Annotated in this window: 14 protein-coding genes; 10 read left to right on the forward strand and 4 right to left on the reverse strand. The window is 74.7% G+C overall.

Annotated features, from left to right (window positions below):
- Positions 1–20 precede the first annotated feature (20 nt).
- Both ACIQ6Y_RS28280 and ACIQ6Y_RS28285 read left to right on the forward strand, forming a co-directional pair.
- Complete coding sequence (locus tag ACIQ6Y_RS28280; RefSeq protein WP_404042910.1) at positions 21–593, forward strand: helix-turn-helix domain-containing protein; 573 nt, start codon at positions 21–23, stop codon at positions 591–593.
- On the forward strand, positions 590–1309 hold the full coding sequence (locus ACIQ6Y_RS28285; RefSeq protein WP_404042912.1) for a helical backbone metal receptor: 720 nt from the start codon (positions 590–592) through the stop codon (positions 1307–1309). Before ACIQ6Y_RS28280 ends, ACIQ6Y_RS28285 begins: the two co-directional genes overlap by 4 nt.
- On the opposite strand, the gene ACIQ6Y_RS28290 is transcribed toward ACIQ6Y_RS28285, so the two are convergent.
- A complete protein-coding gene (locus ACIQ6Y_RS28290) occupies positions 1236–2399 on the reverse strand; it encodes a TDT family transporter (protein WP_404042914.1) in 1164 nt (387 codons plus the stop codon). The genes ACIQ6Y_RS28285 and ACIQ6Y_RS28290 overlap by 74 nt on opposite strands.
- Before the next feature lie 71 nt (positions 2400–2470).
- Between ACIQ6Y_RS28290 and ACIQ6Y_RS28295 the strand changes: the two genes are divergently transcribed.
- Together ACIQ6Y_RS28295 and ACIQ6Y_RS28300 are read left to right on the forward strand one after the other, a co-directional pair.
- Positions 2471–3406 carry a LysR family transcriptional regulator gene (locus ACIQ6Y_RS28295; RefSeq protein WP_404042916.1) on the forward strand — a complete coding sequence of 312 codons (936 nt, stop codon included), beginning with the start codon at positions 2471–2473 and terminating at the stop codon, positions 3404–3406.
- Positions 3407–3465: 59 nt separating this feature from the next.
- Complete coding sequence (locus ACIQ6Y_RS28300; RefSeq protein ID WP_404042918.1) at positions 3466–4425, forward strand: aminoglycoside phosphotransferase family protein; 960 nt, start codon at positions 3466–3468, stop codon at positions 4423–4425.
- Here ACIQ6Y_RS28300 and ACIQ6Y_RS28305 read toward each other — a convergent pair.
- Positions 4403–5092 carry a gamma-glutamyl-gamma-aminobutyrate hydrolase family protein gene (locus ACIQ6Y_RS28305; protein WP_404042920.1) on the reverse strand — a complete coding sequence of 230 codons (690 nt, stop codon included), beginning with the start codon at positions 5090–5092 and terminating at the stop codon, positions 4403–4405. The genes ACIQ6Y_RS28300 and ACIQ6Y_RS28305 overlap by 23 nt on opposite strands.
- Positions 5093–5143: 51 nt before the next feature.
- Positions 5144–5875, reverse strand: a complete 732-nt coding sequence (locus ACIQ6Y_RS28310) for a FadR/GntR family transcriptional regulator (RefSeq protein WP_404042922.1) — start codon at positions 5873–5875, stop codon at positions 5144–5146.
- A gap of 86 nt (positions 5876–5961) precedes the next feature.
- Here ACIQ6Y_RS28310 and ACIQ6Y_RS28315 point away from each other — a divergent pair, with 86 nt between their 5' ends.
- From ACIQ6Y_RS28315 to ACIQ6Y_RS28330, 4 genes are read left to right on the forward strand one after another with little or no spacing between them, the layout of a single operon-like run.
- Complete coding sequence (locus ACIQ6Y_RS28315) at positions 5962–7320, forward strand: glutamine synthetase family protein (RefSeq protein ID WP_404042924.1); 1359 nt, start codon at positions 5962–5964, stop codon at positions 7318–7320.
- Positions 7321–7329: 9 nt separating this feature from the next.
- Positions 7330–8697, forward strand: coding sequence for an aldehyde dehydrogenase family protein (locus ACIQ6Y_RS28320; RefSeq protein ID WP_404042926.1), 1368 nt, complete (start codon positions 7330–7332; stop codon positions 8695–8697).
- Positions 8694–9476, forward strand: coding sequence for a 3-oxoacyl-ACP reductase (locus ACIQ6Y_RS28325; protein WP_404042928.1), 783 nt, complete (start codon positions 8694–8696; stop codon positions 9474–9476). The genes ACIQ6Y_RS28320 and ACIQ6Y_RS28325 overlap by 4 nt, the downstream gene beginning before the upstream one ends.
- A gap of 27 nt (positions 9477–9503) precedes the next feature.
- Complete coding sequence (locus ACIQ6Y_RS28330; RefSeq protein WP_404043374.1) at positions 9504–10418, forward strand: DUF2510 domain-containing protein; 915 nt, start codon at positions 9504–9506, stop codon at positions 10416–10418.
- 49 nt (positions 10419–10467) lie between these two features.
- Here ACIQ6Y_RS28330 and ACIQ6Y_RS28335 read toward each other — a convergent pair whose 3' ends face one another.
- Positions 10468–11670, reverse strand: a complete 1203-nt coding sequence (locus ACIQ6Y_RS28335) for an amino acid deaminase/aldolase (RefSeq protein WP_404042930.1) — start codon at positions 11668–11670, stop codon at positions 10468–10470.
- Positions 11671–12092: 422 nt separating this feature from the next.
- Between ACIQ6Y_RS28335 and ACIQ6Y_RS28340 the strand changes: the two genes are divergently transcribed.
- Positions 12093–13472, forward strand: coding sequence for a hypothetical protein (locus tag ACIQ6Y_RS28340; RefSeq protein WP_404042932.1), 1380 nt, complete (start codon positions 12093–12095; stop codon positions 13470–13472).
- Entirely contained in the window at positions 13469–14638 is a 1170-nt protein-coding gene (gene mycP, locus ACIQ6Y_RS28345) for a type VII secretion-associated serine protease mycosin (protein WP_404042934.1), read from the forward strand. Before ACIQ6Y_RS28340 ends, mycP begins: the two co-directional genes overlap by 4 nt.
- Positions 14639–14689: the final 51 nt, after the last annotated feature.

Below are 14689 nucleotides of genomic sequence, written 5' to 3' on the forward strand. Positions count from 1 at the left end.
CGAAGGAGGGAGCCGGAGCGATGGGCGACCACAAAGAGCAGCCACTGCGCGTGGGCGCGGCCGTGCGGCGCCGCCGCCGAGCGCTGGAGCTCACCCTCGCCGTCGTGGCCGAGCGCAGCGGCCTGTCGGTGCCCTTCCTGAGCCAGATCGAGAACGACCGGGCGCGGCCCAGCACCAGCTCCCTGGAGAAGGTCGCCGATGCCCTGCGCACCACGGCCGTCGAGCTGCTCGCCGCCGCCGATCCGGCGTGCAGCGTCGACGTCGTGCGGGCCGAGGACCCCGATCCGGGGCCCGAGCCGCTGATGCGCTCCCTGGTGCGCGGCCACCATCAGATGCACGCCTCGGAGTTCACCGGCGGCCATGAGACGGGCCGTGAGTTCCAGTACCGCAACGACCAGTTGATGTACGTCGCCGACGGCGGCGTCGAGATCGAGGCGGAGGGCCGCGCCTACCGCCTGGGCCGCGGCGACACCCTCTACCTGACCGGCGGGGTCCGCCACCGCTGGCGCGCCACCGTGCCGGAGACCCGCGTCCTCGTGGTCGCCGTCGCTGAGCACATCGACGCCTTCGAGGACCGGCAAGGCCCCAGGTGAGGGTCGTCTCCCTGGTGCCGTCGCTGACGGAGGCCGTGGCTGTGTCGCTGCCCGGTGCGCTCGTCGGCGCGACCGACTGGTGCGTGCGTCCGGCGGGCCTGGAGGTCGCCCGGGTCGGGGGCACCAAGAACCCGAAGATCGACAAGATCCTCGCCCTCGCCCCCGACCTGGTGGTCGCCAACGAGGAGGAGAACCGCGCGCCCGACCTGGACGCCCTGCGCGAGGCGGGCGTGGAGGTGCTGGTCACCGAGGTGCGGGACGTGCCGCAGGCGTTCGCCGAGCTGGAGCGGGTGCTGTACGCCTGCGGGGCCTCGGCCCGGCCACGCTGGCTGGACGAGGCGGAGGCCGCCTGGGCGGCACCGGTCGGCCTGTCCCGTCGTACGACCGCCGTCGTGCCGATCTGGCGGCGGCCCTGGATGGTGCTGGGCCGCGACACCTTCGCCGGAGACGTGCTGGCCCGCCTCGGCGTCGACCACCTGTACGCCGGGCACGCCGAGCGCTACCCGCGCATCCCGCTGGAGGAGCTGACGGCCGCCGCGCCCGGCCTCGTCGTCCTGCCCGACGAGCCCTACCGCTTCACCGCCGACGACGGCCCCGAGGCGTTCCCCGGGCTGCCCTGCGCGCTCGTCGACGGCCGGCACCTCACCTGGTACGGGCCGTCGCTGGCCGAGGCGCCGCGGGTGCTGGGCGCGGCCCTGCGAGCAGCGCTCCGCTGACCAGCCCCCGTACGGTCCCGAAGGCCGCGAGCGCGACAGCGGTCAGCAGCACGGCGTACAGGGCGACCGCCAGGGCGTCGTAGGCGAGCAGTCCCGTGTGCCGGGCCAGGGACGCGGTGCCGGTGACGCAGGTGCCCACCGGGAAGGTGAACGCCCACCAGGTCATCGCGAAGCCCATGCCGTGCCGCCGGGCCCGCACCACGTGCACCGTGGCGAGCCCCAGCCACAGCAGCGCGAAGCCCATCACCGGGACGCCGTGCAGGACGGCGAGGATGCCGAACCCGTCGGCGTAGGGGGCGGGCAGCACGCCCGGGGCGACGTCGGCGAAGTTGCCCGCGGCGGTGGTCGACTGGCCCAGCGGGCCGAGCACCAGGAACAGCGTCGGGGTCAGCGCGAGCGGCAGCGGGCCGCGGGTGATCAGCCGGGTGAACACCAGCGGCAGCATCACCAGCGTGGCCAGCAGGCTCAGCCCGAACAGCGCGAAACAGCCGAGCAGCAGCGTCGCCCGGGCCTGCCCCGGCGGCAGATGCGGCACCAGCAGCGGCCCCTGCGCCGCGGACACCATCGGCGCGACCAGCGGCAGCAGCCACACGGGCGTGGCCTGCTCCGGCGTCACCCGATGCCGTACGGCCATCAGGTAGGGGACGGTCACGGCCGCGGCCAGCGCGGTGGCCGTACCGGCGGTGAACAGCACGACGTCCAGCGCGAGTGCCGCCCGCGGCCCGATCCAGTCCCGCCCGACCGCCAGCGCGCCGCCACCGACCGACAGCAGGGCCATCGCCACACAGCCGTAGAACGGAGCCGTCGCCGGGTCCAGCAGATGCGCGCGGGCCTGGTCGCGGTGGTGGCGCCAGTGCAGGGCACGCCCCGTGAGCAGCACCAGCAGCATCGCGAGGGAGAGCGCCCAGACGGCCGCGCACAGCGGGCGCAGGCCGGGGACATGGGCCGGCAGCGCGGTGCCGGCGGTGGCGACGATGGCGGTGCCCATGACGGTGGCGTACCAGTTGGGCCCGAGGTGGCGGACGGCGGCGGCGCGGGGCCGGCGGGGGACGGCGGGCGGGGCGGAGAGCGGCTGGGCGGCGGTGACCATGATCCCCAGGGTCTCCCGGTCCCGGGGCCACCACCAGGGACTATGTCTCTATGAGGACATAAGGTGGGGTTATGAGCAGCATGGATGGGCGGGACGGGGACACACGGCCGGGCGGCGGTTCGCTCGCGCACCGGGTGCCGGATCTGGGGGCGCTGGAGCTGCTGCTGGCCGTCGCCCGGCTGGGCAGCCTGGGTGCGGCCGCCCGCGAGGTCGGCATCACCCAGCCCGCCGCGAGCAGCCGCGTCCGCTCCATGGAACGTCAGTTGGGCGTGGCTCTGGTCGACCGTTCACCGCGCGGCTCCCGGCTCACGGACGCGGGCGCGCTGGTGACCGACTGGGCGCGCCGGGTGGTGGAGGCGGCGGAGGCCTTCGACGCGGGCACGCAGGCGCTGCGGGACCGGCGCGACTCCCGGCTGCGGGTCGCTGCCAGCATGACCATCGCCGAGTACCTGCTGCCGGGCTGGCTGCTCGCGCTGCGCGCCCAGCGGCCGGACACGGCCGTGTCCCTGCTCGCGGGCAACTCCGCCGCGGTCGCCGAACGGCTGCTCGCCGACGAGGCCGACCTCGGCTTCGTCGAGGGCCTGACGGTCCCCGCGGGCCTGGACGCCACCGTCATAGCCCACGACCACCTGATCGTCGTCACCGCACCCGGTCACCCCTGGGCCCGCCGCCGACGCCCCCTCGCGGCGGACGAACTCGCCGCCACACCCCTGATCCTGCGCGAGGAGGGCTCCGGTACCCGGCAGGTCCTCGACGCCGCCCTCGGCGGTCTCGCCCGCCCCCTGATCGAGCTGTCCTCCACCACCGCCGTGAAGGCGGCCGCGGTGGGCGGCGCGGGCCCCGCCGTCCTCTCCGAGCTCGCCGTCGGCGAGGAACTCGCCATGCGCCGCCTCGTCCGCGTCCCCCTGGACGGCGTCACCCTGGAACGCTCCCTGCGCGCGGTGTGGCCGACGGGACACCGGCCCACGGGGCCGGCGCGGGACCTGCTGTCGCTGACGCGCGGGTAGGGCCCCTTCGCGCGAAAACGCTTGGCTTCCCCGGGCGGGGGCCCGGCACCATGGCCCCCATGACCACCACCGCCCCACCCGCCTCCGGCTCCCGGCTCCCGTGGCAGGCGCTTCCCGACGTCGTGCGGGACGCCGTCGCGGAGATGACCGGCGGGCCGGTCGTCGAGGCCGTCACTCAGTCCGGCGGATTCTCGCCCGGCGTGGCCGCACGGGTGCGGACGGCCGGTGGGCGGCGGGCCTTCGTGAAGGCCGTCAGCTCCGAGTCCAACCCGCACAGCCCGGCCCTGCACCGCGCCGAGGCCCGCAACGCCGCCGCGCTCCCGCCGCAGGTGCCCGCGCCCCGGCTGCTGGGGACGTACGACGACGGGACCTGGGTCGCGCTGGTCTTCGAGGACGTGGCCGGGCGGCAGCCGCACGTGCCCTGGCGGGCGGCGGAGTTGCGCGGGGTGCTGGACGCCGTGGCCCGGCTGGCCCGCGCGCTCACCCCGTCCCCGCCCGCCGCCCCGCCTGCCGCCGAGGCCCTCGCCCGGAACTTCGACGGCTGGCGCGAGCTGCGCGACGGCGCCGAGGGTGAGGTCGCGGACCGGCTGGGCGCCTGGACCGCCGCCCGACTGGACCGCCTGGCCGAGCTGGCCGGACCCTGGGCGCAGGCCGTCGCCGGTGACACGCTCGCCCATGGCGATCTGCGCGCCGACAACATGCTGCTGACCGAGGACGGCCGGGTCGTCTTCGTCGACTGGCCGCACGTGGTGCGCGCCGCGCCCTGGTTCGACCTGCTGGTCATGCTGCCGTGCGTGCGCGCGCAAGGAGGCCCGGACCCGCAGGAGGTGTTCACCCGGCACGAGCTGGGCGCGGGCGCCGACCCGGACGCCGTCACCGCCGCGCTCGCGGCCCTCGCCGGCTACTTCCTGCGCCACTCCCTGCTGCCCGCGCCGCCCGGCATCCCCACCCTGCGCGCCTTCCAGCGGGCGCAGGGCGAGGCCGCCCTGGAGTGGCTCAGGACGCGGCTGCCGCTGTGACCAGGGCCCGCATCACCCGCGGGTCCTCGCCCATCTCCGGATGCCACTGCACCCCGAGCACCCAGTGCGGCCCCGGCAGCTCGACCGCCTCCACAGTGCCGTCGGCGGCATGCGCGCAGGGGACCAGACCGCTGCCGAGGCGGTCCAGCGCCTGGTGGTGATACGTCGGTACGGCGGTCTCCTCGGCGACGATCGCGGCGTACCGCGTGCCCGGGACCGGCTTGACAGGGTGCCGGCCGAAGACCCCGGGGGCCTCGGTGTGGCCGTCGAGGTGCTGGACGAGGGTGCCGCCGACGGCGATGTTCAGCAGCTGCATGCCGCGGCAGATGCCCAGCAGGGGAGTGCCGGCGGCCAGGGCGGCGTCGATCAGGGCGAGTTCCCAGGTGTCACGGGCGTGCGCGGGCGGGCCCGTGCGCGGGTCGCGCTCGGCCCCGTAGCGGGCCGGGTCGACGTCCGGCCCGCCCGCGATCACCAGCCCGTCGAGGCGGGCGACGGCATCGGGTGCATGCTCCGGCACGTCCGGGGGCAGCATCGCGGCGAGCCCGCCCGCCTGCTGGACCATCCGGGGATACCCGGCCGGGACCAGCGCCGCCGCCAGATCCCACACGCCCCAGCGCGCACTGGACTCCAGATACGTGCTGATCCCGATGAGCGGCCTGTCCGCCATGTGCCCTCCCGCGCCTCAATGGACCGTCCGCATACCTTTATCCCGGGGCCGTCAGGTCAGAAAACCCCGCAGCAGCGCCGCCGTGCCCGCGCAGTGCTCCCGCATGATCTCCCGTGCCCCGTCCGCGTCCCCGTCGAGGACCGCCTCCACCAGCGCGGTGTGCTGATGCTGGGAGTGCTCCAGGTTGCGCACCAGCAGCGGGATGCAGTCGAGCAGGTCGTTCACCGTGGCCCGTACAGCCGCGTACTGGGCGGTGAGCGTGGCGGAACCGGACAGCTCGGCCAGGGTCAGGTGCAGCAGGGTGTCCGCCCGCCGGTAGTCCGTCAGCGGCGCGTCCTGTGTGCGGGACAGCGCCTCGCGCAGCCGCCCGCCCTGCTCCTTGGTCAGCCCGTGCGCCGCGCACAGCCCGGCCGCGCCCACCTCCAGCACCTCCCGGAAACGCAGCACGTCCTCCACATCGACCCCGGCCACCCGCCTGCGCAGCTCGTCCTCGCCCGGGCTCGCCGTGCGCGACAGCACGAACGTTCCGCCGTAGCGCCCCCGACGCGACTCCACCAGCCCCTGCTCCTGAAGCACCTTGAGGACCTCCCGCAGCGTCACCCGGCTGATCCCCAGCCGCTCCGCCAGCTCCCGCTCGGCCGGCAGCCGCCCCCCGCCGGGCACCAGGCCCAGCCGGACGACCTGGAGGATCTGCTCCAGGGCCTCCTCGAAGCCGTTGCCCGCCCGGACGGGGCGCAGCACCGGCGTCAGCCGGTCACCCGCGTCGGCCGCCTCCTCCGCCATCTCGCCGTGCCCCCTTCCCAAGCAATGGTTCTCAGCAATACCTTATGGCTCCCGGCTGACCGAAGAAGCCTTAAGGAGGCTTTCCCGTGGCAGACCGCACACCGCCGCTCGGCATCGAGGAACTGCACGCCCTCGTCGCCGGCGGTGAGATCGACACCGTCGTCCTGGCCTTCCCCGACATGCAAGGACGGCTCCAGGGCAAGCGGTTCGCCGCGCGTTTCTTCCTCGACGAGGTGCTCCACCACGGCACCGAGGGGTGCAACTACCTCCTCGCCGTGGACACCGACATGAACACCGTCGACGGCTACGCCATGTCCTCCTGGGAGCGCGGCTACGGAGACTTCGCCTTCCGCCCCGACCTCGCCACCTTGCGCCGCATCCCCTGGCACCCCGGCACGGCCCTGCTGATCGCCGACCTCGCCTGGGAGGACGGCACCCCGGTGGCCGCCGCGCCACGGCAGATCCTGCGCCGCCAGCTGGAGCGGCTCGCCGAGCACGGCTGGACCGCCCAGGTCGGCACCGAGCTGGAGTTCATCGTCTTCAAGGACACCTACGAACAGGCCTGGGACGCGAACTACCGCGGCCTGACCCCGGCCAACCAGTACAACGTCGACTACTCCATCCTCGGCACCGGCCGCATCGAGCCCCTGCTGCGCCGGCTGCGCAACGACATGGCGGGCGCCGGCCTCACCGTCGAGTCCGCCAAGGGCGAGTGCAACCCCGGCCAGCACGAGATCGCCTTCCGCTACGCCGAGGCCCTCGTCACCTGCGACCAACACGCCCTCTACAAGACCGGCGCCAAGGAGATCGCCGCGCAGGAGGGCGTGTCGATCACCTTCATGGCCAAGTACAACGAGCGCGAGGGCAACTCCTGCCACATCCACCTCTCGCTCACGGACGCCGACGGCACCAACGTCATGGCCGACGAGAACGGCATGTCCGACGTCATGCGCCACTTCCTCGCCGGACAGCTCGCGGCCCTGCGAGACTTCTCCCTCCTCTACGCGCCCAACATCAACTCCTACAAGCGCTTCCAGCCCGGCTCCTTCGCCCCCACCGCCGTCGCCTGGGGCCATGACAACCGCACCTGCGCGCTCAGGGTCGTCGGCCACGGCCGCTCCCTGCGCTTCGAGAACCGCCTGCCCGGCGGCGACGTCAACCCCCACCTCGCCGTCGCCGGACTGGTAGCGGCCGGGCTGTACGGAGTCGAGCACAAGCTGGAGCTGCCCGAGCCCTGCGCGGGCAACGCCTACACCGCCGGCTACGAGCACGTCCCCACCACCCTGCGCGAGGCCGCCGAGCTCTGGGAGAACAGCCCCATCGCCCGGGCCGCCTTCGGCGACGAGGTCGTCGCGCACTACCGCAACATGGCGCGCGTCGAGCTGGAGGCCTTCGACGCCGCGGTCACCGACTGGGAGCTGCGCCGCTCCTTCGAACGCATGTGAGGCACCGACTTGTCCGAGCAGCTCCAGGTACTGAACCCGGCCACCGAAGAGGTCCTCGCGACCCTGCCCGCCGCCGACGCGGCCGACGTGGACCGGGCCGTCGTACGGGCCACGCGCGCACAGTCGGCGTGGGCCGCGCTCGCCCCCCGCGACCGGGCCCGGCTGCTGCGCCGGTTCGCTGCGGTCGTCGACGAACACATCGAGGAACTGGCCCGGTTGGAGGTCCGGGAGGCCGGGCACACCCTCGGCAATGCCCGCTGGGAGGCGGGCAACGTCCGTGACCTGCTGGAGTACGCGGCCGGGGGAGTGGAGCGGCTGACGGGCCGGCAGATCCCGGTCGCGGGCGGCCTGGACGTGACGATCCTCGAACCGCTCGGCGTGGTGGGCGTCATCGCGCCCTGGAACTTCCCGATGCCGATCGCCGCCTGGGGGACCGCCCCCGCCCTGGCGGCCGGCAACGCGGTGCTCCTCAAACCCGCCGAGACGACCCCGCTGACCGCCCTGCGCCTTGCCGAACTGGCCCTGGACGCCGGACTGCCGGAGGGCCTGTTCCAGGTGCTGCCCGGCCACGGACCCGTTGCGGGCAGCGCCCTCGTCGAGCACCCCGGCGTCGCGAAGATCGTCTTCACGGGGTCGACGGCCGTGGGCAAACAGGTGTGGGCGAAGGGCGCGGCCCAGCTCAAGCGCGTCACGCTCGAACTCGGCGGCAAGAGCCCCAACATCGTCTTCGCCGACGCCGACCTGAAGGCCGCCGTCGACCCCTTCTCCTTCCTCGACAACTCCGGCCAGGACTGCTGCGCCCGCACCCGCATCCTCGTCCAGGAGTCCGTCCACGACGAGGTGCGTGAGCTGCTCGCCGATGCCCTCGCCGCCGTCGTCGTAGGCGATCCGGCCGACGAGAAGACGCAGATGGGCCCGCTGATCTCCCGGCAACAGCTCGACCGCGTACGGTCGTTCGTGCCCGACGACGCTCCCGGTCTGCGCGGCAGCGCGCCCGACGGGCCCGGGTTCTGGTTCCCGCCGACCGTGCTCACCGGCGAGCGCCCCGACTCCCGGGCCGCCCGCGAGGAGATCTTCGGCCCCGTCGCCGTCCTGCTGCCGTTCACCGACGAGGAGGACGCGATCCGCCTCGCCAACGACACCCCGTACGGCCTCTCCGGATCTTTGTGGACCCGGGACATCGGCCGCGCCCTGCGGGTCGCCGGCGCCGTCCGGGCCGGCAACCTGTCCGTCAACTCCCACTCCAGCGTCCGCTACTGGACCCCGTTCGGCGGCTTCAAGCAGTCCGGCGTCGGACGCGAGCTGGGCCCGGACGCCCTGACCGCCTTCACCGAGACCAAGAACGTCTTCATCAGCACGGAGGGCCCCGCACAGTGACCGACACCCCTGTTTGCCGCCGCCTGGTCGGCCGTACCGCCGTCATCACCGGAGCCGGCAGCGGCATCGGACTCGCCACCGCCCGCCGCCTCGCCTCCGAGGGCGCCCACGTCGTCTGCGGCGACGTCGACGAGGCCCGCGGCAAGGCGGCCGCCGAGGAGGTCGGCGGGCTGTTCGTGAAGGTCGACGTCACCGACCCCGAGCAGGTCGAGGCGCTGTTCAAGGCGGCGTACGACACCTACGGCAGCGTCGACATCGCCTTCAACAACGCCGGCATCTCCCCGCCCGACGACGACTCCATCCTGGAGACCGGCCTGGAGGCCTGGAAGCGCGTCCAGGAGGTCAACCTCACCTCCGTCTACCTGTGCTGCAAGGCCGCGCTGCCCTATATGCGGCGCCAGGGCAAGGGCTCCATCATCAACACGGCGTCCTTCGTCGCGCGGATGGGCGCGGCCACCTCGCAGATCTCCTACACCGCCTCCAAGGGCGGCGTGCTCGCCATGTCCCGCGAACTGGGCGTGCAGTTCGCCCGCGAAGGCATCCGCGTGAACGCCCTGTGCCCCGGCCCGGTCAACACGCCCCTCCTGCAGGAACTGTTCGCCAAGGACCCCGAGCGGGCCGCGCGCCGCCTGGTGCACATCCCGCTCGGCCGGTTCGCCGAGGCCGAGGAGATCGCCGCCGCGGTCGCCTTCCTGGCCAGCGACGACTCCTCCTTCGTCAACGCCACCGACTTCCTGGTCGACGGCGGTATCTCCGGGGCGTACGTCACGCCCCTCTAGGTCTGCGCCTAGAGTGCCGCTGTGAGCATGACACCACCGCCCGGCTGGTACCCCGACCCGCACGCCCCGCATCTGGAGCGCTGGTGGGACGGCACGGCCTGGACCGAGCACCGGCGCGCCCCCGAGACGGCGGGGCCGCCGGTGTCCGTCCCCGTGCCCGCCGGCGGTGGCTCGGGGCGCGCCAAGGCGGTCGCGCTGACCGTGGCCGGGGCGGTCCTGGTCGCCGCGATCACCACCGGCGCGATCGTGCTCAGCGGCGGCAGCGGCAGCGACGGCGACGCCACCCCGGCAGACCCCTCACCGACCACGTACTACACGGCCGCTCCGCCCTCTCCGACGACCGAGGAGCCCGACCCGGTCGAGGAGGAGGACCCGTCCGTCGTCGTGGACGAGCTCAACGGCATCACCTTCCCGCTGCCCGAGGGCTGGGTCCTGCCGGAGTACGTCACCGACCACTCGGTCGTCATGACGACGGACGGCGGCACCTACGACTGCCCCGGCGACTGGGGCAGGTGCTGGCACGGCCAGGTCCGCTCACGCACGGTCCCCTCGGACGGCGAGACCCCCGAGGCCCTCGCCAAGGCCGACATAGCCGACGCCGCCGAGGAGGTCTACGGCCGCAACCGGCTGGACCAGCGGCCGTTCGGCGGCATCACCTCGCACCGGCAGATCGCGGCCGGGCCGGTCGCGGTGGCCGGCCGCGCCGGGTACTACGTCCGCTGGCGCGTACAGACGGCCGAGGGGCCCGGCGGATACGTGCAGTCGCTGGCCTTCCCCTCCACCGTCGGCATCGGCTCCCCGGTCGTCGTCCGCTTCGCCTTCGACGCCGGCGACGACGGCCCGCCCCTCGGCGACATGGACCTGATCACCGACGGCATCCGGCCCGTCGGCGACGCGGACACGGGCGGGGGCGTGGGCACGAGCGTGGGCCCCACCGACTGAGACGCGCTATCCGACTGAGAGGCGCTGTCGGCCCACCGACTCAGACGCGCTAGAGGAAGGTGCGCCCCTCACCCCGGTACGTCGGCACGGTCGCCGTCACCCGGTCGCCCTCCACCAGGTGCAGCGTCTCGAACCGCTCGCACAGCTCGCCCGCCTTCGCGTGCCGGAACCACACCTTGTCGCCGATCAGCAGATCGTCGGCCGGTGAGCCCAGCAGCGGCGTCTGCACCTCGCCCGGCCCCTCCTGAGGGTCGTAGCGCAGCCCCTCCGGCAGATACGGCACGGGGAGCCGGTCCGGCCCCGCCGCACCAGAGGCCGGGTAGCCGCCCCCGAGGACCGTCACGACCCCCACCCCCGGCCGGCGCACGACCGGCTGGGCGAACAGGGCGGCCGGACGCCCGCTGAAGGACGTGTAGTTGTCGAACAGCCGCGGCACGTACAGGCCCGACCCGGCCGCGATCTCGGTGACTGCTTCCTCCGCGGCGGTGTGCTGCACACTGCCGGTGCCGCCGCCGTTGACGAACTCCAGACCCGGCACCACCGCGCGCACCGCCCGCACCGCGGCGGCCCGCCGCTCGGCCAGCTCGCGGCGCGCGGTGGCCTGCATCAGCCGGATCGCCCGCGACCTCAGCGGCCGGCCGGCCACCGCGTCGCCGACGCCCGCGACATGACCCTCGTACGCCATGATCCCGACGACCTCGAAACCGGGGCGCCGGGTCACCGCGCGGGCCAGGTCGGCGAGTTGGGCGGGGGAGTGGCACGGGGAGCGCAGCGCGCCGACGCGCACGCGCCCGCCGAGCAGGCGCAGCGAGGTGTCCAACTCCAGGCAGACCCGCACGACTTCGCGTCCGTCGCCGCGCGCCGCGTCGATCAGGTCGAGCTGCGCCGGATCGTCGACCATGACGGTCACCGCGGCCGCCAGCTTCGGGTCGGCGGCCAGCTCGGCGAAACCGGCCCGGTCGGCCGACGGGTAGGCCAGCAGCACGTCGTCGAACCCGGAGCGGGCCAGCCACAGCGACTCGGCGAGCGTGTACGACATGATCCCCGCGAAGCCGTCCCTGGCCAGGACCCGTTCCAGGAGGGCCCGGCAGCGCACGGACTTGCTGGCGACCCGGATCGGCTTGCCGGCCGCGCGGCGGACGAGGTCGTCCGCGTTGGCGTCGAAGGCCTCCAGATCCACGATCGCGACGGGGGCGTCGAGGTGGGCGGTGGCCCGGTCGTAACGGGCCCGGTCGGCGGCGCGCGCAGTCATGAACGCAGCCTGCCAGACAGGATTACCGCAGGGTAGGGGGACGATCCGGGCAGATGCCTCCGGCTCGTGGACCGGTTCCCCCTCGGGCCCCGGCAAGCCGTAGAGTGACGCGCACGTACGGGCACCGGTACGCACGAGGAAACGCCGGCACGGCACGAGGGAACGGGGGGTGCATGAGCACCGAAGCGCAGCGCGCCCCGGTTCCCCCACGTCCCACGGCCCCTCCGAAACCCACCACCCCGCCCCCACCCCCGGAACCCCCCGCTCCACCCACACCCCCCACCCGTGGCGAACGCGAACACCCACACCCGACACCGTCGGCCCCGCCCGCGGACACCACCTCCGGCGGCCCCCGGCTGGGCACGGCGGTTCCCGCACCCTCTGCCGCGGACCGCAGCACGGCGACGCCCCCCGCCCCGCCCATGGACCGAACCGGGGACGGCGTCTTCGGCGGCCCCCGCCAGGGCGGGGCGGCCCCCGCATCCTCCGTCGCGGACCGCGGCAGCGCCCCGCCCCCCGGCCGCCCCCCGGTGAACCGCGCCCGCGCGGAATCCGGTGTCCCCGCCGCGAACCGCGGCTGGACGGCGCCGGGTGCCCCGGCCGGGGATGCCTCCGCCGGGCACCGCCAGAGCCGTGAGGGTGCCATGGCGGCGCCTGCCGCGGAACGCGTCGCCGAGGGGTCGCGGTCGGCGCGGTTTCCCAGTCTGGGGGGCATATCGGCCGGGCGGACGCGGGTCGCCCCGCCCCCGCCCCCCGCCTCGGCCCGCTTCCCCGACGTGCCTCCGCCGGGTCATGGCAGCCCGGGGGAGACGCCCGAGGAGACCACCACCCGTCTGCGCCCCGTCCCGGCCGAACCGGCTGCCGCCGATGCGGCGCAGCCGCGCCAGGCCCCCGACCTCCCGCCACCGATGACCCCCACCGCACACCCCCACGACCCCGGCCCCGACCCCGACGCGCCCTTCGCCTGGGGCGACCCCGTCGGACGGCCCGTCGTGTCCTTCGGACAGCCGGAGATGCCGGAGTCGTACGAGGAGCGGGCCCGGGCCCGTCGCAGCCGGGCGCGCACCGCCGCGGCGGCCGCCTGTGTCGTCCTCGGAGTCGGACTCATCGGCGGCGCGGTGACGGGGAGTTGGCTCGTCGGCGAGTCCGCCGAGGAACGCGAACGCAGCGCCTTCACCGCCGCAGGCGAGCTGTGGCACAACGTGCCGGTCGACCAGCTCTTCCCGCCCACCGTGCAGGGCACCGGCGCAGGCCCCGGCGGAGCCGACCGCACCTGGACCCGGATCGCCGTCGCCCCGGACACCGGCTGCGCCGACGCCTTCGACCCGCTGCTGCGCAAGGCCCTCGCCCCGGTCGGCTGCGAACGCCTGCTGCGCGCCACCTACACCGACGCCACCCGCAGCCACGTCACCACCGTCGGCCTGCTGTTCACCAAGGCCGACCCGCCGGCCATGCGCTCCCTGGACCGGCAGTTCGACAGCGAGGGCCTGGCCGAGCGCGCCGACCTGATGCCCCGCCCCTACGCGGCGAAGGGCACCCTCGCCGAGGACTTCGGCCCGCGACAGCGCGCCTCCTGGACCGTCTCGGTGCTCACCGACGCCCCCGTCGTCGTCTACGCCGTCTCCGGCTGGGCCGACGCCCGCACGGTCGACGAGCCCCAGCCCGCCGCCGACGCCACCCGCGCCGACGCCACCGCCGACCCCGCGCAGGCCGGCCTCGGCCACGAGGCCCAGGGCCTCGCCGACCGCATCGAGCGCGCCCTGCGCAGACACGCCGCCACGGCCACGGAGCAGCCGTCATGACCCGCCGTACGACCGCCAGGACCGCGCTCCTCGGCAGCCTCCTCGCCGCCTCGCTCGCCCTCGTGCCGCCCACCGTCGCGCACGCCGACGCCATACGCGCCCAGCAGTGGGCCCTCGAAGCCCTGCACACCGACGAGGTCTGGCAGACCACCAAGGGCGAGGGCGTCACCGTCGCCGTCCTGGACACCGGCGTCGACGCGAGCCACCCCGACCTCGTCGGCAGCATCCTCGAGGCCAAGGACATGGTCGGCTTCGGCGCAGGCAAGGGCGACCGCGCCTGGGCCCGGCACGGCACCGCGATGGCCGGCATCATCGCGGGCCACGGACACGGCCCCGGCGGCGGCGACGGCGTCCTGGGCGTCGCCCCCGGCGCCAAGATCCTCCCGGTCCGGGTGATCCTGGAGGACGGCGACCCCGCCCGCGGCAAGGCCCGCAAGACCCGCGGCAACGCCCTCGCCGACGGCATCCGCTGGGCCGCCGACCACGGCGCCGACGTCATCAACCTCTCCCTCGGCGACGACTCCAAGTCCGCCCACCCCGAGCCCGCCGAGGACGAGGCCGTCCAGTACGCGCTCGGCAAGGGCGCGGTCGTCGTCGCCTCCGCGGGCAACGGCGGCGAGAAGGGCGACCACATCTCCTACCCGGCCGCCTACCCGGGCGTCATCGCCGCCACGGCCGTCGACAAGTTCGGCACGCGCGCGTCCTTCTCCACCCGCCGCTGGTACGCCACGGTCAGCGCCCCCGGCGTCGACGTCGTCATCGCCGACCCCGACCGGAAGTACTACCAGGGCTGGGGCACCAGCGCCGCCGCCGCCTTCGTCTCCGGAGCCGTCGCGCTGGTCAGGTCGGCCCACCCCGGCCTCACCCCGGCCCAGATCAAGAAGCTCCTGGAGGACACCGCCCGCAACGCCCCGGACAGCGGCCGCGACGACTCCCGCGGCTACGGCTTCATCGACCCGGCCGCCGCCATCAGGGCCGCCGACCACCTGAAGGCGGGGGGCCTGCGCTCGACGGCGTACGGCGAGAAGTACTTCGGCGACGGCCCCGACGACCCCGAGCCCGACGACGGCCCCGCGGACTGGGCGGGCCCCTTGGCGGGCAGCGTGGGCGGAGTCCTGCTGGTGATGGCCGTGGTCCTGTGGCGGGGCCGCAGGGAAACCCACTGACCCGCGCGTCGCTCCGCCCGCCGCGGGAGGGGCGGCGCTACCTTCCGTCGC

Source organism: Streptomyces sp. NPDC096205 (genome assembly GCF_044763135.1).
In the GTDB taxonomy this organism is placed as follows: Bacteria; Actinomycetota; Actinomycetes; order Streptomycetales; family Streptomycetaceae; genus Streptomyces.

Bases quoted from the DNA above. Each gene is read 5' to 3' on its own strand.
- ACIQ6Y_RS28300 (WP_404042918.1), top strand. From the start codon at position 3,466: ATGACCACCACCGCCCCACCCGCCTCCGGCTCCCGGCTCCCGTGGCAG.
- ACIQ6Y_RS28340 (WP_404042932.1), top strand. From the start codon at position 12,093: ATGGACCGAACCGGGGACGGCGTCTTCGGCGGCCCCCGCCAGGGCGGG.
- ACIQ6Y_RS28330 (WP_404043374.1), top strand. From the start codon at position 9,504: ATGACACCACCGCCCGGCTGGTACCCCGACCCGCACGCCCCGCATCTG.
- ACIQ6Y_RS28305 (WP_404042920.1), bottom strand. From the start codon at position 5,092: ATGGCGGACAGGCCGCTCATCGGGATCAGCACGTATCTGGAGTCCAGT.
- ACIQ6Y_RS28310 (WP_404042922.1), bottom strand. From the start codon at position 5,875: ATGGCGGAGGAGGCGGCCGACGCGGGTGACCGGCTGACGCCGGTGCTG.
- mycP (WP_404042934.1), top strand. From the start codon at position 13,469: ATGACCCGCCGTACGACCGCCAGGACCGCGCTCCTCGGCAGCCTCCTC.
- ACIQ6Y_RS28290 (WP_404042914.1), bottom strand. From the start codon at position 2,399: ATGGTCACCGCCGCCCAGCCGCTCTCCGCCCCGCCCGCCGTCCCCCGC.
- ACIQ6Y_RS28335 (WP_404042930.1), bottom strand. From the start codon at position 11,670: ATGACTGCGCGCGCCGCCGACCGGGCCCGTTACGACCGGGCCACCGCC.
- ACIQ6Y_RS28295 (WP_404042916.1), top strand. From the start codon at position 2,471: ATGAGCAGCATGGATGGGCGGGACGGGGACACACGGCCGGGCGGCGGT.
- ACIQ6Y_RS28280 (WP_404042910.1), top strand. From the start codon at position 21: ATGGGCGACCACAAAGAGCAGCCACTGCGCGTGGGCGCGGCCGTGCGG.